The sequence below is a fragment of the Stenotrophomonas sp. LARHCG68 genome, from assembly GCF_052871705.1.
On the sequence record NZ_JBIXJV010000003.1, the window covers coordinates 616,207 to 635,173 of the forward strand.

Sequence of the window (18,967 nt, forward strand, 5' to 3'; positions counted from 1 at the left end):
TTGCGTCGGACTCTTTGAATTACCGTCAGGTTGCCCTTCCGGTGACCTGGCCGGGCCTTGCGGCCCGGACCGGGTTGTTGCTTACCAGCTGGCCTTGCGCAGGCCCGGCACGTCGCCGCGCATGGTGGCTTCGCGCAGCTTGTTGCGGCCCAGGCCGAACTTGCTGTACACGCCACGCGGACGGCCCGACAACTCGCAACGGTTGCGCTGGCGGCTCGGCGACGAATCGCGCGGCAGCTTGGACAGCTTGGTTGCGGCTTCGATCTTCTCTTCGTAGGTCGCGTCAACGGAGGACACGATCTTCTTCAGAGCTGCACGCTTGTCGGCGTACTTCTTGGCCAGCTTTTCCCGCTTGATGTCGCGGTTGACCATGGAGGTCTTTGCCATTTCGGTATCCTCGACGAATCAGTTACGGAACGGGAACTTGAACGCTGCCAGCAGCGCCTTGGCTTCCGCGTCGGTCTTGGCGGTGGTCGTGATGGCGATATCCATACCGCGGATCGCGTCGACGGCGTCGAAGTCGATTTCCGGGAAGATGATCTGTTCCTTCACGCCCATGTTGTAGTTGCCACGACCGTCGAACGAACGACCCGACACGCCGCGGAAGTCACGCACGCGCGGCAGCGAGATGTTGATCAGGCGGTCCAGGAACTCGAACATGGTGTCACGACGCAGCGTGACCTTGCAGCCTATCGGCCAACCATCACGGATCTTGAACGAAGCCACCGAGACGCGCGACTTGGTGACCACCGGCTTCTGGCCGGTGATCTTGGTCATGTCGGCAACGGCGTTCTCAAGAACCTTCTTGTTGGTCGCAGCTTCGCCCACACCCATGTTCAGGGTGATCTTGACCAGGCGCGGCACTTCCATCGGATTGGTGTAGCCGAACTGCTTGGTCAGCGCCGGCACCACTTCTTCCTTGTAAAACTTTTCGAGACGGGAATTCATCAATTCATTCCTCAGGCGTCGAGCGCCTCACCGCTGGAGCGGAACACACGCAGTTTGCGTCCATCCTCCAGCACCTTGAAGCCAACGCGCTCGCCCTTGCCCGTTGCCGGGTTCAGGACATTGACGTTGGAGATATGGATCGAAGCTTCACGCTCGACCACGCCGCCGGCAACGCCTGCCTGCGGGTTCGGCTTGGTGTGGCGCTTGACGATGTTCACGTTGGCGACGACCACGCGGTCGCCGTCGACGCGGACGACTTCGCCCTGCTTGCCCTTGTCCTTGCCGGTGTTGACGACGACCTGGTCGCCCTTCTTGATACGGTTAGCCATGATTATCTCCTGGCGCTCACAGAACTTCGGGAGCGAGCGAGACGATCTTCATGAACTTCTCCGAACGAAGTTCACGGGTCACCGGCCCAAAGATGCGGGTGCCGATCGGCTCTTGCTTGTTGTTGAGCAGGACCGCGGCGTTGCCGTCGAAGCGGATCAGCGAGCCGTCGGCGCGACGCACACCCTTGCGGGTACGCACCACGACGGCGTCATACACTTCACCCTTCTTGACCTTGCCGCGCGGAATTGCGTCCTTCACGGTGACCTTGATGATGTCGCCAATGTGGGCATAACGGCGCTTGGAACCACCCAGCACCTTGATGCACATCAGTTCCTTGGCACCGGAGTTGTCCGCGGCGTCGAGGTAGCTCTGCATCTGGATCATGATTCAGATCTCCTTATTCAGCCGCACGCGTGATGACTTCCACCACGCGCCAGTTCTTGGTCTTGGACATCGGAGCAATTTCGGTCACGCGCACGATATCGCCTTCGTTGCAGGCGTTCTCGGCGTCGTGTGCGTGCAGCTTGGTCGAACGCTTGATGTACTTGCCGTACAGGGCGTGCTTGACCTGGCGCTCCACCAACACGGTGACCGTCTTGTCCATCTTGTTGCTGACGACACGGCCTTCGACCGTGCGCAGCGTCTTGCTTGCGTTATTTTCGCTCATAGCAGCCATCCTTACTTCGTGCTGCCGATCAGGTGCTTGACGCGAGCAATCTCGCGGCGCACCCGGCGGGTTTCATGGGTCTTCGGCAGCTGGCCGGTGACCTGCTGCATGCGGAGCGAGAACTGCTCCTTACGCAGGTCGGTCAGGTGGGCCTTGAGTTCGTCAGCCGACTTCTCGCGGAGTTGTTTGATGTCCATCAGCGCACCGTCCGGGTCACGAAAGTGGTGGTCACCGAGAGCTTGGCAGCGGCCAGGCGGAACGCCTCGCGCGCCACTTCCTCGGTAACGCCCTCGACTTCATAAATCATGCGGCCGGGCTGGATCTGAGCGACCCAGTATTCCACGCCACCCTTACCGGCACCCATTCGGACTTCGATGGGCTTCTTGGTGATGGGCTTGTCGGGGAACACGCGGATCCACATCTTGCCGCCGCGCTTGACGTAGCGGCTGATCGAGCGGCGAGCCGCTTCGATCTGACGCGCGGTCAGCTGACCGTGAGCGGTTGCCTTCAGGCCGTATTCGCCAAAGCTGACGGCATTCGCGCTCCAGCTCAGGCCGTCGTTACGGCCCTTGAACATCTTGCGGTATTTGGTTCGCTTGGGTTGCAACATTGCCGTTACCTCGCTTCACGAGCCGGGCGCGACGGACGGTCGCCACGGTCGCCGCGATCGTTACGATCGTTGCGCGGGCTGTCGTCCTGCTTTTCCTGGCCAACCTGGGAGAAATCAAAGACTTCGCCCTTGTAGATCCAGACCTTGATGCCGATGATGCCGTAGGTGGTGCTGGCTTCAGCGAAACCGTAGTCGATGTCAGCGCGCAGGGTGTGCAGCGGCACGCGGCCTTCGCGGTACCACTCCGAACGGGCGATTTCGGCGCCGTTCAAGCGGCCAGCCACGTTGACCTTGATGCCCAGGGCACCCAGGCGCATCGCGTTGCCGACCGAACGCTTCATCGCGCGGCGGAACATGATGCGACGCTCCAGCTGCTGCGCGATCGACTCGGCAACCAGCTGTGCATCCAACTCAGGCTTGCGAACTTCGGTGACGTTGATGTGCGCCGGGACGCCCATCATCTCGCTCACTTCCTTACGCAGCTTTTCGATGTCCTCACCGCGCTTGCCGATCACCACGCCCGGGCGGGCGGTGTGGATCGTCACGCGTGCGGTCTTGGCCGGACGCTCGATCAGGATCTTCGAGATGCCGGCCTGAGCCAGCTTCTTGCGCAGCATTTCGCGCACTTTCAGGTCGGCTGCCAGGTAACCAGCGAACTCGGCCTTGTTGGCGTACCACTTGGAGTTCCAGTCCTTGGAAATACCGAGGCGGATACCAACCGGATGAACTTTATGACCCATGGTCTTTATCCTTTCCGCTTACTTGCCGGCGCCCACAACCACAGTGATGTGGCTGGTGCGCTTGAGGATGCGGGTACCGCGGCCTTTCGCCCGCGCCATGAAACGCTTCAGGGTGGGACCTTCATCAACCATGATGGTCTTGACCTTCAGCTCGTCGACGTCAGCGCCCTGGTTGTTTTCGGCATTTGCGATAGCCGACTCCACCACCTTCTTGATCAGGTGGGCAGCCTTCTTGTCCGAAAACTTCAGCAGGTTGACCGCACGCTCGGCCGGAAGGCCACGGACCTGGTCAGCGACCAGACGTGCCTTCTGCGGGGAGATGCGCGCGGTGCGCAGGATTGCTTTCGCTTCCATTGTCATCTCTCCTTACTTGCCCGACTTCTTGTCAGCGCCGTGACCCTTGAAGGTCCGGGTGACAGCGAATTCGCCGAGCTTGTGACCGACCATGTTCTCGTTGACGAGAACCGGGACGTGGTTCTTGCCGTTGTGCACGGCAATCGTGAATCCAACCATTTCCGGCAGGATCATGGAGCGGCGCGACCAGGTCTTGATCGGCTTCTTGCTGCCCGCAGCGGCCTCCACCTTCTTGACAAGGTGGTGATCGACGAACGGGCCCTTCTTGAGTGAACGTGCCATGGTCGATTAGCCCCTACGATCGCGGACGATGAACTGCTGAGTGCGCTTGTTATGGCGCGTCTTGTAACCCTTGGTCGGGACACCCCACGGGGTGACCGGATGCGGGTTACCCTGGCCGGCCTTGGCCTCACCACCACCGTGCGGGTGGTCAACCGGGTTCATGGCCGCACCGCGGACGGTCGGCTTGACGCCGCGCCAACGCTTGGCACCGGCCTTACCCAGCTTCTCGAGGTTGTGCTCGTCGTTGCCGACTTCACCAATGGTGGCGCGGCATTCGACCGGCACCTTGCGCATTTCACCCGAGCGCAGGCGCAGGGTGGCGTAGATGCCTTCACGAGCAACCAGCTGCACGCCTGCACCAGCAGCACGGGCGATCTGGGCGCCCTTGCCCGGCTTCAGCTCGATCCCGTGGACGGTGGTACCGACCGGGATGTTGCGCAGCGGCAGGGTGTTGCCGGTCTTGATCGGGGCGTGAGCACCCGAGATGACCTGGTCACCCGCCTTGAGGCCCTTCGGGGCGATGATGTAGCGACGCTCGCCGTCGACGTAGCACAGCAGGGCGATATGGGCAGTGCGGTTCGGATCGTATTCGATACGTTCCACGCGTGCCGGAATGCCTTCCTTGTTGCGCTTGAAGTCGATCAGACGGTAGTGCTGCTTGTGACCACCGCCCACGTGACGGGTGGTGATGCGACCGTGGTGGTTACGACCACCGGACTTGCTCTGCGGCTCCAGCAACGCTGCGTGCGGTGCGCCCTTGTGCAGATCGGGCGTGACCACGCGCACGGCCGAACGACGGCCTGCGGAGGTGGGCTTGAATTTCATCAATGGCATGGGATGTACCTCAGGCCTTGGCCGTTACATCGATGGACTGGCCATCGGCCAGACGCACGTACGCCTTGCGCCAATCGCCGCGACGGCCAGCGCGGTTACGGAAGGACTTGTTCTTGCCCTTGACGTTGACCACGTTGACGGCCTCGACCTTGACGTCGAACAGCTGCTCAACCGCGGCCTTTACATCGGCCTTGGTGGCTTCGTTCGAGATCTCGAAGACGTACTGGTTGGAGAGTTCCTGCAGGCGCGCGGTCTTTTCGGAGACTCGCGGAGCGCGCAGCACGCTGAAGATTTTTTCGTTGCTGCTCATGCCAGCCACTCCTCGACCTTCTTGACCGCGTCAGCGGTGATGACGACCGTGTCGGCACCGACCAGAGCGACCGGATCCAGGCCCTGGACGTCACGCACCTGCACGTAGGGCAGATTGCGGGCCGACAGGTACAGATGCTCGGAAGCCTCTTCGGTGACGATCAGCGGACGCTTGCCCACTTCCAGGCCAGCCAGCTTGCCGATCAGACCCTTGGTGCTGGTCGCTTCCACGTCGAAGGACTCGACGATGGTCAGGCGGCCCTGGCGGTTCAGCTCGGACAGGATGGCGCACATGGCGGCGCGATACTGCTTGCGGTTGACCTTCTGCTCGAAGCTGCGCGGCTTGGCCGCGAAGGTGACACCACCGCCGACGAAGATCGGAGCGGTCAGGGCACCGTGACGTGCGCCACCACCCTTCTGCTTCTTCGACTTCTTGGTGGTACCAGCCACTTCAGAGCGCGTCTTCTGTGCCTTGGTGCCGGCGCGAGCGGCGTTGCGGTAAGCAACGACGACCTGGTGAACCAGATCTTCGCTGAAATCGCGGCCGAACACGGCTTCGGAGACCGAGACCTTGTTGTTGCTACCCGTGATAACGAGTTCCATCGTCATCTCTCCTTATGCCTTGCTCGCCGGACGCACGATCACGTCACCACCGGCTGCGCCAGGCACGGCGCCGCGGATGGCAATCAGACCACGCTCGACGTCGACCTTGACCACTTCCAGGTTCTGCGTGCTCTGCTGCACGGCACCCATGTGGCCGGACATCTTCTTGCCCGGGAAAACGCGACCCGGGGTCTGGCGCTGACCCAGCGAACCCGGCGCGCGATGCGACAGCGAGTTACCGTGGGTTGCATCGCCCATACGGAAGTTGTGGCGCTTGATGGTGCCCTGGAAGCCCTTACCCTTGGTGACGCCCTGGACGTCAACCGTCTGGCCGACTTCAAAGATGTCTGCCTTGATTTCGCCGCCGACGGTGAAATCACCGACCTGGGCGTCTTCAACGCGGAATTCCCACAGGCCGCGGCCCGCTTCCACCTTCGCCTTGGCGAAGTGGCCGGCTTCCGGCTTGTTGACCAGCGCAGCGCGACGGGCGCCGACGGTCACCTGCACGGCGCTGTAGCCGTCGGTTTCGACGGTCTTGATCTGCGCGATGCGGTTCGGGGTGGCTTCAATCAGGGTCACCGGGATGGAGCGACCATCTTCGGTGAAAACGCGGCTCATGCCGGCCTTGCGGCCCACGAAGCCCAACGAATACTTCTTCGTCATGGTCGTAGTCCTCAGGTCAGCTTGATCTGCACGTCGACGCCGGCAGCCAGTTCGAGCTTCATCAGCGCGTCCACGGTCTTGTCGTTGGGGTCGACGATGTCGAGCACGCGCTTGTGCGTGCGGGTCTCGTACTGGTCACGCGCGTCCTTGTCGACGTGCGGGGAGACGAGAATGGTGTAACGCTCGATCTTGGTCGGCAGGGGGATCGGGCCACGCACTTGCGCGCCGGTCCGCTTTGCCGTTTCAACGATCTCGCTGGCCGAACGGTCGATCAAGCGATGATCGAACGCCTTCAACCGAATCCGGATCTTTTGGTCCGCCATGACGGTGTTCCTATAGGTCTAAAGAGCGACGGGACTGGCCTCTGTGTGTACCAGCCCCCATGAAAACGACGGTCGGCGCCAAAGCACCTCCCGCCAACGAGAATCCCTTCAAAACAGCAAGGCGGCCCGGTTACCCGGCCCGCCCCAGACATCTTCAAACGCACAGAAAACACCCCGTATTACCGGAGTGCCCCATGCGACCTGTCCTTGTCTGGCGAATACGAGGTACGTCCTGTGCCTCATTTCGCTGGTTGCGAGGGCCATGAAAACCATGGCCTTCGCGAGTGGTCGTGCATTCTGTCAGTATTTTCCGGCACTTGCAAGTCAAGCCCCGGCGACGTCACCAACGCTTCAGGTTCGGGCCAGCCAGGCGAGCCCCGCCCCTATTCGTGCGCAGCGGTCCCGGTGGCGCCAGCCTGCAGCAGGCTGTTGAACAGCAGCTTGAACGAGGCATGGGTCTGGGCCCGGAAGGTGATGTCGGTCCCGAAGAACGTCAACCGCCCTGCCCCCATCCCGGCTTCGGCCGCCAGCACGCCGCCCTGCAGGTGTTCCTGGCCCCAGGCCCAACCGCTGCGCAGCGGCCTGGGGCCGTCGAAGCGCAGCAGCGGCTGGATGTCGGCGCGGCCGGCGGGCAGATCCAGCACCGGCGCATTATCCCAGCGACCGTCGGAGAAATACACATCCAGCCGTGCCGGCAGCCCCCAATTCAGCGGCTGCCCCTTGTCCACCGCCACCTCCAGCACACTGCCGGGGATGTAGTACTCCCGCTGGCTCAATGGCTTGAGTTGGCCGGCAGCATCGGGCTTGCGCAGATGGCTGGCCACCGGCAGCCCCAGCTGGAACGCCAGGCCACTGGAAGAACCGGTCGCGACCACGTGGCCGCCCTGCCCCATGAACTGGCGCAGCGCCGCCACCGCAGGCTCACCCTGCAGTTCGCCCAGCATGGAGCGATACTCCGCCGGGATGGCCGCCGGATCCGGCGAAGCCGGCGTACGCCCGGCCTTGCCCTCGATGGCCAGCTCGGCCGGCAGCGGCAACGCGCCACTGGGCAGCAGCAGGACGTCGAAGCGCTGGCGCAGGTCCCCGGCCAGGATCTGCTGCGGGTAGACCACTTCGTAGTCGAAGCCGAAGTTCTCCAGCACCAGCCGCGTCCAGCCGGACACCATCGAACCACCATAGCGGTCCCACAGCGCGATCCGCGGCGCGCGCAGCGGCGCTTCAGACACCACACCGGCAGGCGCAACGGCGGCGGCCACACCCGTCCCCTGCAGGGCCACCGCCAGTGCGTCAGCCTCGACCCCGGCAACCAGGAAGGCGCCATCGCGCGACGGCACCCGGCTGACCCGGGCCCCGGCCTTCAGCAGGCGATTGACCGCAATGACCGCATTGTTGACCCGCGCATCCAGCAACCAACCGCGGGACGACGCCGGCACCGGCACATCGGCCGGCGCCTGCAACTGGCCGACGGGCAGCGCCGCGAACGGACCCTCGAAGGCCTCCAGCACCCGGTCGAAGGCCACGCCCATCTGGAAGGCCAGGGTCCAGCCCGCCGAATCGTACGGAGCGATCGGCGGCCCGCCTTCATACTCGAAGTCGTGCGGGTGGTCCTGTGGCTCGAACATGTCACGCACATGGGCACGGAACGCCTGATCGGCACGCACCACGAACGAACCGGCCGGATACGACTTGCCGGCCACCACGAATGCACGCGATGCGCGCTGCACCTCCACGCCAGCCAGCTGCAGCGCGTTGACGAAGGCCACCGCGGTGGGCAGGTCGGCCTGGTCGGCCGGAATGATGTAGCCACGAGCATCACGCTGGTCCGGGCGCTGCAGCCACTGAGCCACCTGCCGCGGCCCCAGCCCATCCTGCGACGCGCCTGTTGCAGAGACCTTGGCCTGCGCAGCCGCTTCGGCCAACCGCGTCGGGCTGGCGGTCCAGGTGTCGGTGCTGCCGCGCGCGATGGCATTGCGCCCCATCCAGTAGATGTTCCACAGCAGCTGCTCGCGGTGACGCGAGGCGTAGTCCAGCAACGCCCAGTTCGCGGTCAGGCTGTAATCGATGGATTGGCGGAAATGCCAGGTCTGCGCCGCCACCGGCGCCGGCAGGTTGCTGTCCGGCAATTGCCGCTCCGGTAGATAAGGGATCTGCATCGGCGTCGGATTGCCGACAATCTCGGTCAGCACGCCCAGCATGTTGTGGAAGTACGGCATGGTGCGCAGCCCGCCGTTCCACCAGGTCGAGTACACGCTGCCGCCCTTGGACACCGCGCCAGGCTTGTTCTCCTGCAGGTAGCGCAGGTTCATCGCCGAACCCAGCGCCTCCAACCCCACCGGGATCATCGGGTCGATGTTGTAGTTGTACGGGTCGCGATACGGCGGTATCACGATCACCGTTCCCTTCGGCGCGGCCTGGTGGTGGTTGTAGACGATCTGCGGGTACCACCGCGTGTACATGGCCAGGTTCATGTTGCGCGTTTCCTGCAGCGCCGCCATGTAGAAGTCACGGTTGTTATCGTGCCCGGCGTATTTCTGGTAGAGCCGCTGCGGCTTGTCCAGCACCCGCTTGGCCGGCACCGGCTCGCGCATGTACCAGTCCGAATACAGCTCCTGGCCGTCGGGGTTGGCATGTACCAGCAGCACGATGGTGTCATCGAGGATGCGGCGGGTCTCGGCATCATCACGACTGGCCAGCTGCCACACCGTCTCGATCAGCTGGTGCGGCCCGACCGTCTCGTTGGCATGCAGACCGCCGTCGATCCAGACCACCGCCTTGCCCTGCTCGGCCAACGCACGCGCAGCCTGCGCGTCGTCACGCGCCCGCGCCAGCCGCTCGGAGATGCCGCGGTATTCCTCCAACCGTGCAAGATTGGCCGGCGAAGAGGCGATCAGCATCAACTGCGGGCGCCCTTCGGAACTCTTGCCCAGCTCCACCAGGCGGAACCGGTCCGAGCTGGCCGCCACCTTGCGAAAGTACGCCTCGGTCTGCGTGTAGTTGGCCAGCATGTAGTCGTCGCCGATGTCGAAACCGAAGTGTGACTTCGGTGATGGCACGGCCGCCTGCAGCGAACCCACGCCCGCCAGCGCCAGCCCGGCCACCAGCAGTGAACGCCGCAGCGTCTCGAAAAAGCCCATCCCAGTTCCTCCCTAGCAATCATCGGACAGTACCACCGGCGTGTCCGGATGATCCGCTGCCCTGTCAGAGAGAAAGAGGAACAAAGGCGCCGCTTCCGCCATTCGCACGCCCAAGACGGAGCAACCGGCGCGATGCCCGCCCACTCATCCAGAATCCCACAGCACCCCTCGACATGCCGATGCCGGGCGCACCTCCCCACCTGCGCATGCGGCCCTGGACGAAAAAAAAGGGCGACCCGAGGGCCGCCCTTCTCTCAACACCTGCTTCCGGAAGGAAGCGTGGCGCTATTACTTGATGATCTTCGAGACCACGCCGGCGCCGACGGTACGGCCGCCTTCGCGGATGGCGAAGCGCAGACCTTCGTCCATTGCCACCGGGTTGATCAGGGTGACAGCCATCTTCACGTTGTCGCCCGGCATCACCATCTCAACACCTTCCGGCAGCTCGACCGCACCGGTGATGTCGGTGGTACGGAAGTAGAACTGCGGACGGTAGCCCTTGAAGAACGGGGTGTGACGGCCGCCTTCGTCCTTCGACAGCACGTACACTTCGGCGTCGAACTGGGTGTGCGGGGTGATCGAACCCGGCTTGGCCAGAACCTGGCCGCGCTCGACGTCGTCACGCTTGGTGCCGCGCAGCAGCAGACCGGCGTTGTCGCCTGCCTGGCCCTGGTCCAGCAGCTTGCGGAACATTTCCACGCCGGTGACGGTGGTCTTCTGGGTCGGACGGATACCGACGATTTCGATTTCTTCGCCGACCTTGATCACGCCGCGCTCGATACGACCGGTCACCACGGTGCCGCGGCCCGAGATCGAGAACACGTCTTCCACCGGCATCAGGAACGGCTTGTCGACGTCACGCTCCGGGGTCGGGATCCAGCTGTCCAGCGCCTCGACCAGCTTCAGGATGGCCGGCACGCCGATGTCGCTCTGGTCGCCTTCCAGCGCCAGACGGGCCGAACCGTGCACGATCGGGGTGTCGTCGCCCGGGAAGTCGTACTTGCTCAGCAGCTCGCGCACTTCCATCTCGACCAGTTCCAGCAGCTCGGCATCGTCCACCATGTCGGCCTTGTTCAGGAACACGACGATGTACGGCACGCCGACCTGACGCGACAGCAGGATGTGCTCGCGGGTCTGCGGCATCGGGCCGTCAGCGGCCGAGCACACCAGGATCGCGCCGTCCATCTGGGCGGCACCGGTGATCATGTTCTTGACGTAGTCGGCGTGGCCCGGGCAGTCAACGTGGGCGTAGTGACGGCTCTCGGATTCGTACTCAACGTGCGCGGTCGAGATCGTGATACCACGAGCCTTCTCTTCCGGCGCGGCGTCGATGGACGAGTAGTCCTTGAACTCGCCGCCGAAGCGCTCTGCACCGATCTTGGTCAGTGCGGCGGTCAGGGTGGTCTTGCCATGGTCAACGTGGCCGATGGTGCCGACGTTGACGTGCGGCTTGGTACGTTCGAACTTGCCCTTGGACATGTTTCTATTCCTTGATTAGCTGATTTTTGTTTGGAGAGCCTGAGTCAGATGACTCAGGCCTTCTTCATGACAGTTTCGGCGATGTTGGTCGGCGCCGGCTCGTAATGGTCGAATTCCATCGTGAAGGTCGCGCGACCCTGGGTCTGCGAACGCAGCGCGGTGGCGTAACCGAACATTTCGCCCAGCGGAATCATCGCGTTGATGATGCTGGCCGAACCGTCACCGGTGGTGCCCGAACCCTGCAGCACGCCACGACGGCGGCTCACGTCGCCCATCACGTCACCCTGGTAATCCTCCGGGGTCACGATCTCGACCTTCATGATCGGCTCCAGCAGCACCGGCTTGGCCTTGGCGAAGCCCTGCTTGAAGGCCATCGACGAGGCGAGCTTGAACGCCATTTCCGAGGAGTCGACGTCGTGGTACGAGCCGAACACCAGCTTGACCTTGACGTCCACCACCGGGAAGCCAGCCAGCGGACCGCTGGTGATGGTTTCGCGCAGGCCCTTTTCCACGGAAGGAATGAATTCCTTCGGGATCACGCCGCCGGTGATGTCGTTGATGAACAGGAAGTCGTCCTTGATGGCGGCAGCCAGCTTCGGATCGGCGCGGTCTTCAGCGGTGATCGGCGACAGCTCGATCACGACGTGACCGTACTGACCCTTACCACCGGACTGCTTGGCGTGCTTGTAATCCGACTTGACGTCAGCCTGCTGGATGGTCTCGCGGTACGCGACCTGCGGCTTGCCGACGTTGGCTTCAACGTTGAACTCGCGCTTGAGGCGGTCAACGATGATGTCCAGGTGCAGCTCGCCCATGCCCGAGATGATCGTCTGGCCGGATTCTTCGTCGGTCTTCACGCGGAACGACGGATCTTCCTGCGCCAGGCGGCCCAGTGCCAGACCCATCTTTTCCTGGTCCGACTTGGTCTTCGGCTCGACCGCCATCGAGATCACCGGCTCCGGGAAGGTCATGCGCTCAAGCACGATCGGTGCATCGATCGAGCACAGCGTGTCACCGGTGGTGGTGTCCTTCAGGCCCACGGCAGCAGCGATGTCACCGGCCAGAACTTCCTTGATTTCCTCGCGGTTGTTCGAGTGCATCTGCAGGATGCGGCCGATGCGCTCCTTCTTGTTCTTCACCGAGTTCAGCACGGTGTCGCCACCGGTCAGCACGCCGGAGTAGACGCGGAAGAAGGTCAGCGCGCCGACGAACGGGTCGGTGATGATCTTGAACGCCAGCGACGAGAACGGAGCCTTGTCGTCCGACTTGCGGGTCATCTCGATGGTGTCGTCGTCGACGTCCACGCCCTTCACGTCCGGCACGTCGACCGGCGACGGCAGCAGCTGGATCACGCCGTCGAGCATGGCCTGCACGCCCTTGTTCTTGAACGCCGAGCCGCAGAACATCGGCACGATCTCGGTGGCCAGGGTACGAACGCGCAGCGCCTCGATGATTTCAGCCTCGGCCAGCTCTTCGCCGCCCAGGTACTTTTCCATCAGCTCTTCGCTGGCTTCGGCCGCGGTCTCGATCATGAAGGTGCGGGCTTCTTCAGCCTTCTCCACCAGGTCGGCCGGGATGTCGCCGTACTCGAACTTCATGCCCTGCGAAGCCTCATCCCAATGGATGGCCTTCATCTTGAGCAGGTCGACCACGCCCTTGAAGCCTTCCTCGGCACCGATCGGCACCTGCATCGGCACCGGCACGGCGCCCAGCTTGGCCTTCAGCTGGTCACGGACCTTGAAGAAGTTGGCACCGGTACGGTCCATCTTGTTGACGAACGCGATGCGCGGCACGTGATACTTGTTGGCCTGGCGCCACACGGTTTCCGACTGCGGCTGGACGCCACCGACGGCGCACAGCACGAACACGGCACCGTCGAGCACGCGCAGCGAGCGCTCGACTTCGATGGTGAAGTCAACGTGCCCGGGGGTGTCGATGATGTTGAAGCGGTGCTCCGGGAGGGACTTGTCCATGCCCTTCCAGAACGCGGTGGTGGCAGCAGACTGGATCGTGATGCCACGCTCCTGCTCCTGCTCCATCCAGTCCATGGTGGCGGCACCGTCATGCACTTCACCGAGCTTGTGGCTCTTGCCGGTGTAGAACAGGATGCGCTCGGACGTGGTGGTCTTGCCGGCATCGATGTGAGCCATGATGCCGAAGTTGCGGTAACGCTCGATGGGAGTAGTACGGGCCACGGGGAGCCTCTCAAATTTCTTGGAATTCGGATGGCCGAACGCCGCCTTGCGGCGGCCTTCGGATTGAAGCGGCGCTCAAAGCGCCACAAGTGACACCAGATGGGTGTCAGGGGCCCTGTTTCCAAGGCCCCTTCGAAATCACCAGCGGTAGTGGGCGAACGCCTTGTTCGCTTCCGCCATACGGTGGGTTTCTTCACGCTTCTTGATGGCGCCGCCACGGTTTTCCGACGCGTCCAGCAGCTCGGCTGCCAGCTTGCGCGGCATGGTGTTCTCACCACGCTTGCGAGCCGAGTCGATCAGCCAACGCATGGCCAGGGCCATCTTGCGCGAAGCGCGCACTTCGACCGGCACCTGGTAGGTGGCACCACCGACGCGACGGGACTTCACTTCGACGCCCGGAGCGACGTTGTCCAGTGCCTTCTGCACCAGCTCAACGGCGTTCTGGTTCTTCTCGCTGATCACATCCATGGCGCCATAGACGATCTTTTCAGCAACGGACTTCTTGCCGCTCAGCATCACCATGTTGATGAAGCGGGCGATGGTTTCACTTCCGTGCTTCGGATCGGGCAGGACCGAACGCTGGGGGGTATTACCTTTACGGGACATGTCTTACTCCTCAGGCCTTCGGACGCTTGGCGCCGTACTTGGAACGCGCCTGGCGACGCTTGGCAACGCCAGCGGCGTCGAGCGAGCCACGGACGGTGTGGTAACGCACACCCGGCAGGTCCTTGACGCGACCGCCGCGGATCAGGACCACGGAGTGCTCCTGCAGGTTGTGGCCTTCACCACCGATGTAGGAAATCACTTCTTCCTGGTTGGTCAGGCGGACCTTGGCAACCTTGCGCAGAGCCGAGTTCGGCTTCTTCGGAGTGGTGGTGTAGACACGGGTGCAGACGCCACGGCGCTGCGGGCACTTGTCGAGGGCCGGGGAGGCACTCTTGTAGGTGGTCGCTTGCCGAGGCTTGCGTACCAGCTGGTTGATCGTCGCCATCAGTAGGTTCTTCTGATTGGGGCCGTAAAAACGGCCAAGGATGCGGAAAATGTAAAGCAGGCCAAATTTTTGGCCTGCTGAGACAGACGATTGTAGCAACTTGTCAAGTAGGCAGTCAAACACCCACCCTCCAAGCCAGCCCTGATCCAGGACTGTTACAGGGGCGCCTCCATGTACCCCGTTCAGGTTGAGCGGGCCGGCCCGCGAGCGGACCGGCCAGCCCCACTATCTTACTCCTCGCCGCCCGTTGCCTGCTCGGCTTCCGGCGACGCGGTTTCAACATCGGCAACCGCTGCCGTGCCGGCCAGGGTCTGGATTTCCGATTCCGTCAGGCCCGAGGCACCGCGACGACGCTTGGCGTGGTACGCCAGGCCGGTACCGGCCGGGATCAGGCGACCGACGATCACGTTTTCCTTCAGGCCGCGCAGGTTGTCGGCGGTGCCGCGCACGGCAGCCTCGGTCAACACGCGGGTGGTTTCCTGGAACGAAGCGGCCGAGATGAACGATTCGGTTGCCAGCGAGGCCTTGGTGATGCCCAGCAGGACCGGATCGAACTGCGCCGGCAGCTCGTTGCGGGTGGCCAGCTTGGCATTTTCCTCGATGACGCGCTGGCGTTCAGCCTGCTCGCCGTTCAGGAACTTGCTGTTGCCCTGGTCGGTGATTTCAACCTTGCGCAGCATCTGACGCGAGATCACTTCGATGTGCTTGTCGTTGATCTTCACGCCCTGCAGGCGGTACACGTCCTGGATTTCCTTGACCAGGTAGCGCGCCAGCTCTTCCACGCCCTTCAGGCGCAGGATGTCCTGCGGGCTCGGCTCGCCGTCCACGATGGTTTCGCCGCGGGTCACGTGCTCGCCTTCGAACACGATGATCTGGCGGTACTTCGGGATCAGCTCTTCGTGCTCGGAACCATCGGTGTCCTTGATGATCAGGCGCTGCTTGCCCTTGGTGTCCTTGCCGAAGCTGATGATGCCCGAACGCTCGGCCAGGATCGCCGGATCCTTCGGCTTGCGTGCTTCGAACAGGTCAGCAACGCGCGGCAGACCACCGGTGATGTCGCGGGTCTTGGACGCTTCCTGCGGGATCTTGGCGACCACGTCGCCCACGCCCACCGGGGCGCCGTCCTGCAGGTTGACGATCGAACGCGGCGGCAGCAGGTACTGCGCCGGCAGGTCGGTGCCCGGGATGGTCAGGTCATTGCCCTTGCCATCGACGATGCGGACCAGCGGACGCAGATCCTTGGCCTGCGAGCCACGACGCTTCGGATCGGTGATTTCACGCGAAGCCAGGCCGGTCAGCTCATCGGTCTTCTCGATGACGGTGATGCCGTCGACGAAGTCGATGAAGCGCACGAAGCCAGCCACTTCCGACACGATCGGGTGGTTATGCGGATCCCAGTTGGCCACGGTCTGGCCAGCCTTGATCTCGGCACCGTCCTTGACGGTGATGGTGGCGCCGTACGGCAGCTTGTAGCGCTCACGCTCACGGCCGTGCGGGTCGAGCACGGAGATTTCGCCCGAGCGCGACACCGCGACCAGCGAACCGCTGACCTGCTCGACGTGCTTGAGGTTGTTGAACTTGACCGAACCGGTGGTCTTGACGGTGATGTTGTCCACCGCCGCCGCACGCGATGCCGCACCACCGATGTGGAACGTACGCATGGTCAGCTGGGTACCCGGCTCACCGATCGACTGCGCGGCGATGACGCCGACCGCTTCACCGATGTTGACGATGTGGCCACGGGCCAGATCGCGGCCGTAGCAGCGCGAGCACACGCCGAACGCCGACTCGCAGGTGATCGTCGAGCGGACCTTGATGGTCTGCACGCCGGCTTCTTCCAGCTTGTTCACCCACTGCTCGTCGAGCAGCGTGTTGCGGGTCACGATCGGATCCTCGTCGTTGCCCGGCAGGAACACGTCCTCGGCAACCACGCGGCCCAGCACGCGGTCCTTCAACGGCTCGACCACGTCGCCGCCTTCCACGATCGGGGTCATGGTCAGGCCTTCGACGGTGCCGCAGTCGACTTCGGTGATCACCACGTCCTGCGCCACGTCGACCAGACGACGGGTCAGGTAACCCGAGTTCGCCGTCTTCAGCGCGGTATCGGCCAGACCCTTACGGGCACCGTGGGTGGAGTTGAAGTACTCCTGCACGTTCAGGCCTTCGCGGAAGTTCGCCTTGATGGGCGTCTCGATGATCGAGCCGTCCGGGCGGGCCATCAGGCCGCGCATGCCGGCCAGCTGACGGATCTGCGCCTGGCTACCACGCGCGCCGGAGTCGGCCATGATGTACAGCGAGTTCATCGACTTCTGGTCGACGATCTTGCCTTCCGAATCCTCGACCTTCTCGGTACCGATGGTTTCCATCATCGCCTTGGCGATGCGCTCGTTGGTGCGCGACCAGATGTCGACCACCTTGTTGTAGCGCTCGCCCGCGGTGACCAGACCGGACTGGTACTGTTCCTGGATTTCCAGCACTTCCTGCTCGGCTTCGCCCAGGATGCCCTTCTTCTCGTCCGGGATCAGCATGTCGTCGATACCGATCGACACGCCGGCGCGGGTTGCGTAGGCATAACCGGTGTACATCAGCTTGTCGGCGAACACCACGGTGTCCTTCAGGCCAAGCAGACGGTAGCTCTGGTTGATCAGGCGCGAGATGTTCTTCTTGGTCATCTCGGTGTTGCACAGCTCGAACGGCAGGCCCTCGGGCATGATCTCGCTCAGCAGCGCACGGCCGACGGTCGTGTCCTGGATCGAGGTCTTGGTGACCTTGTTGCCTTCCTCGTCGCGCTCGACCTGGGTGATGCGCACCTTCACCTTGGCGTGCAGCTCGACCAGACGGTTGTCGTAGGCGCGCTTCACTTCGTCGGTGTTGGCGAACACCATGCCCTCGCCCTTCTTGTTCACCAGGGCGCGGCTCATGTAGTACAGGCCCAACACCACGTCCTGCGACGGCACGATGATCGGCTCGCCGTTGGCCGGCGACAGGATGTTGTTGGTGGACATCATCAGCGCACGCGCTTCGAGCTGGGCTTCCAGCGAGAGCGGCACGTGGACGGCCATCTGGTCACCGTCGAAGTCGGCGTTGAACGCGGTGCAGACCAGCGGGTGCAGCTGGATCGCCTTGCCTTCGATCAGCAGCGGTTCGAACGCCTGGATGCCCAGACGGTGCAGGGTCGGCGCGCGGTTCAGCAGCACCGGATGCTCGCGGATGACTTCTTCCAGGACGTCCCAGACTTCGCCTTCCTCGCGCTCGACCAGCTTCTTGGCGGCCTTGATGGTGGTGGCCAGGCCACGACGCTGCAGCTTGGCGAAGACGAACGGCTTGAACAGCTCCAGCGCCATCTTCTTCGGCAGGCCGCACTGGTGCAGCTTGAGGTACGGACCGACGGTGATCACCGAACGGCCGGAGTAGTCCACGCGCTTGCCCAGCAGGTTCTGGCGGAAGCGACCCTGCTTGCCCTTGATCATGTCGGCCAGCGACTTGAGCGGGCGCTTGTTGGTGCCGGTGATGGCACGGCCGCGACGGCCGTTGTCCAGCAGGGCGTCAACCGATTCCTGCAGCATGCGCTTTTCGTTGCGCACGATGATGTCCGGCGCGTTGAGCTCCAGCAGGCGGCGCAGGCGGTTGTTGCGGTTGATGACGCGGCGGTACAGGTCGTTCAGGTCGGAGGTCGCGAAGCGGCCACCGTCCAGCGGCACCAGCGGACGCAGGTCCGGCGGCAGCACCGGCAGCACGGTCATCACCATCCATTCCGGACGGTTGCCCGATTCCAGGAAGGCTTCGACCAGCTTGATGCGCTTGGTCAGGCGCTTGAGCTTGGTTTCCGAACCGGTCGAGGCGATTTCCTCGCGCAGGCGGACCATCTCGGCCTGCAGGTCGATGGTGCGCAGCAGTTCATAGACGGCCTCGGCGCCCATGGCGGCGTCGAAGTCATCGCCGTGCTCCTGGCGGGCCTGCAGGTACTGTTCTTCGGTCAGCAGCTGGCGGCGCTCCAGGGCGGTCAGGCCCGGCTCGGTCACCACGTAGGCTTCGAAGTACAGCACGCGCTCGATGTCGCGCAGGGTCATGTCCAGCATCAGGCCGATGCGCGAGGGCAGCGACTTGAGGAACCAGATGTGGGCGACCGGCGAAGCCAGGTCGATGTGGCCCATGCGCTCGCGGCGCACCTTGGCCAGGGTCACTTCGGTTCCGCACTTCTCGCAGACCACGCCGCGGTGCTTCATGCGCTTGTACTTGCCGCACAGGCACTCGTAGTCCTTGACCGGTCCGAAGATGGCGGCGCAGAACAGGCCGTCACGCTCCGGCTTGAAGGTACGGTAGTTGATGGTTTCCGGCTTCTTCACTTCGCCGAAGGACCACGAACGGATCAGGTCCGGCGAGGCCAGCGCGATCTTGATCGCGTCGAAGTCCAGCGTCTGGCGCTGCTGGTTGAAGAGGTTGAGCAGGTCTTTCATGGTGTTCTCCGAAAGGAGGAAATCTTTGTCGATGGGCTGTCAGGTCGC

21 protein-coding genes are annotated in these 18,967 nt (G+C 63.4%); all 21 read right to left on the minus strand.

Annotated features, from left to right (window positions below):
* Nucleotides 1-81: 81 nt before the first annotated feature.
* The 21 genes from rpsN to rpoC all read right to left on the minus strand — a co-directional run bounded on the left by rpsN (nt 82) and on the right by rpoC (nt 18,919).
* The gene (gene rpsN, locus ACIPR8_RS14055) at nt 82-387 is read right to left on the minus strand and encodes a 30S ribosomal protein S14 (RefSeq protein ID WP_132862507.1); all 306 of its coding nucleotides are present in this window, start codon (nt 385-387) and stop codon (nt 82-84) included.
* A gap of 18 nt (nt 388-405) precedes the next feature.
* Nucleotides 406-948, minus strand: coding sequence for a 50S ribosomal protein L5 (gene rplE / locus ACIPR8_RS14060; RefSeq protein WP_132862506.1), 543 nt, complete (start codon nt 946-948; stop codon nt 406-408).
* An 11-nt stretch (nt 949-959) separates the two neighbouring features.
* Nucleotides 960-1,277, minus strand: coding sequence for a 50S ribosomal protein L24 (gene rplX / locus ACIPR8_RS14065; protein WP_132862505.1), 318 nt, complete (start codon nt 1,275-1,277; stop codon nt 960-962).
* Between the two features lie 16 nt (nt 1,278-1,293).
* Complete coding sequence (gene rplN / locus ACIPR8_RS14070) at nt 1,294-1,662, minus strand: 50S ribosomal protein L14 (protein ID WP_019186153.1); 369 nt, start codon at nt 1,660-1,662, stop codon at nt 1,294-1,296.
* A 13-nt stretch (nt 1,663-1,675) separates the two neighbouring features.
* Complete coding sequence (gene rpsQ, locus ACIPR8_RS14075) at nt 1,676-1,945, minus strand: 30S ribosomal protein S17 (RefSeq protein ID WP_132862504.1); 270 nt, start codon at nt 1,943-1,945, stop codon at nt 1,676-1,678.
* Between the two features lie 11 nt (nt 1,946-1,956).
* The gene (gene rpmC, locus ACIPR8_RS14080; protein ID WP_054657204.1) at nt 1,957-2,142 is read right to left on the minus strand and encodes a 50S ribosomal protein L29; all 186 of its coding nucleotides are present in this window, start codon (nt 2,140-2,142) and stop codon (nt 1,957-1,959) included.
* The gene (gene rplP, locus ACIPR8_RS14085) at nt 2,142-2,555 is read right to left on the minus strand and encodes a 50S ribosomal protein L16 (RefSeq protein ID WP_057629593.1); all 414 of its coding nucleotides are present in this window, start codon (nt 2,553-2,555) and stop codon (nt 2,142-2,144) included. The genes rpmC and rplP overlap by 1 nt, the downstream gene beginning before the upstream one ends.
* Before the next feature lie 5 nt (nt 2,556-2,560).
* Nucleotides 2,561-3,295: a 30S ribosomal protein S3 gene (rpsC, locus tag ACIPR8_RS14090; protein ID WP_132862503.1), complete on the minus strand. Its 735-nt coding sequence runs from the start codon at nt 3,293-3,295 to the stop codon at nt 2,561-2,563.
* An 18-nt stretch (nt 3,296-3,313) separates the two neighbouring features.
* Nucleotides 3,314-3,649 (minus strand): 50S ribosomal protein L22, encoded by a 336-nt coding sequence (gene rplV, locus ACIPR8_RS14095; protein WP_132866034.1) that lies wholly within the window; start codon nt 3,647-3,649, stop codon nt 3,314-3,316.
* Nucleotides 3,650-3,661: 12 nt separating this feature from the next.
* Nucleotides 3,662-3,931: a 30S ribosomal protein S19 gene (rpsS, locus tag ACIPR8_RS14100; RefSeq protein WP_132862502.1), complete on the minus strand. Its 270-nt coding sequence runs from the start codon at nt 3,929-3,931 to the stop codon at nt 3,662-3,664.
* Between the two features lie 6 nt (nt 3,932-3,937).
* The gene (gene rplB, locus ACIPR8_RS14105) at nt 3,938-4,765 is read right to left on the minus strand and encodes a 50S ribosomal protein L2 (RefSeq protein WP_132862501.1); all 828 of its coding nucleotides are present in this window, start codon (nt 4,763-4,765) and stop codon (nt 3,938-3,940) included.
* 10 nt (nt 4,766-4,775) lie between these two features.
* Nucleotides 4,776-5,075 (minus strand): 50S ribosomal protein L23, encoded by a 300-nt coding sequence (gene rplW, locus ACIPR8_RS14110; RefSeq protein WP_132862500.1) that lies wholly within the window; start codon nt 5,073-5,075, stop codon nt 4,776-4,778.
* Nucleotides 5,072-5,677 carry a 50S ribosomal protein L4 gene (gene rplD, locus ACIPR8_RS14115; protein WP_054668595.1) on the minus strand — a complete coding sequence of 202 codons (606 nt, stop codon included), beginning with the start codon at nt 5,675-5,677 and terminating at the stop codon, nt 5,072-5,074. The genes rplW and rplD overlap by 4 nt, the downstream gene beginning before the upstream one ends.
* A 12-nt stretch (nt 5,678-5,689) precedes the next feature.
* Complete coding sequence (gene rplC / locus ACIPR8_RS14120) at nt 5,690-6,340, minus strand: 50S ribosomal protein L3 (protein WP_132862499.1); 651 nt, start codon at nt 6,338-6,340, stop codon at nt 5,690-5,692.
* A gap of 11 nt (nt 6,341-6,351) precedes the next feature.
* Nucleotides 6,352-6,663, minus strand: coding sequence for a 30S ribosomal protein S10 (rpsJ, locus tag ACIPR8_RS14125; RefSeq protein ID WP_010341589.1), 312 nt, complete (start codon nt 6,661-6,663; stop codon nt 6,352-6,354).
* 383 nt (nt 6,664-7,046) lie between these two features.
* Nucleotides 7,047-9,797 carry a M14 family zinc carboxypeptidase gene (locus tag ACIPR8_RS14130; RefSeq protein WP_446541401.1) on the minus strand — a complete coding sequence of 917 codons (2,751 nt, stop codon included), beginning with the start codon at nt 9,795-9,797 and terminating at the stop codon, nt 7,047-7,049.
* Nucleotides 9,798-10,085: 288 nt separating this feature from the next.
* A complete protein-coding gene (tuf, locus tag ACIPR8_RS14135) occupies nt 10,086-11,276 on the minus strand; it encodes an elongation factor Tu (protein WP_192286596.1) in 1,191 nt (396 codons plus the stop codon).
* A gap of 53 nt (nt 11,277-11,329) precedes the next feature.
* Entirely contained in the window at nt 11,330-13,471 is a 2,142-nt protein-coding gene (fusA, locus tag ACIPR8_RS14140) for an elongation factor G (RefSeq protein ID WP_192286597.1), read from the minus strand.
* 138 nt (nt 13,472-13,609) lie between these two features.
* A complete protein-coding gene (gene rpsG / locus ACIPR8_RS14145) occupies nt 13,610-14,077 on the minus strand; it encodes a 30S ribosomal protein S7 (RefSeq protein ID WP_192286598.1) in 468 nt (155 codons plus the stop codon).
* Nucleotides 14,078-14,087: 10 nt separating this feature from the next.
* Nucleotides 14,088-14,462, minus strand: a complete 375-nt coding sequence (gene rpsL / locus ACIPR8_RS14150; protein ID WP_004145320.1) for a 30S ribosomal protein S12 — start codon at nt 14,460-14,462, stop codon at nt 14,088-14,090.
* A 230-nt stretch (nt 14,463-14,692) separates the two neighbouring features.
* Nucleotides 14,693-18,919 carry a DNA-directed RNA polymerase subunit beta' gene (gene rpoC, locus ACIPR8_RS14155; protein WP_192286599.1) on the minus strand — a complete coding sequence of 1,409 codons (4,227 nt, stop codon included), beginning with the start codon at nt 18,917-18,919 and terminating at the stop codon, nt 14,693-14,695.
* Nucleotides 18,920-18,967: the final 48 nt, after the last annotated feature.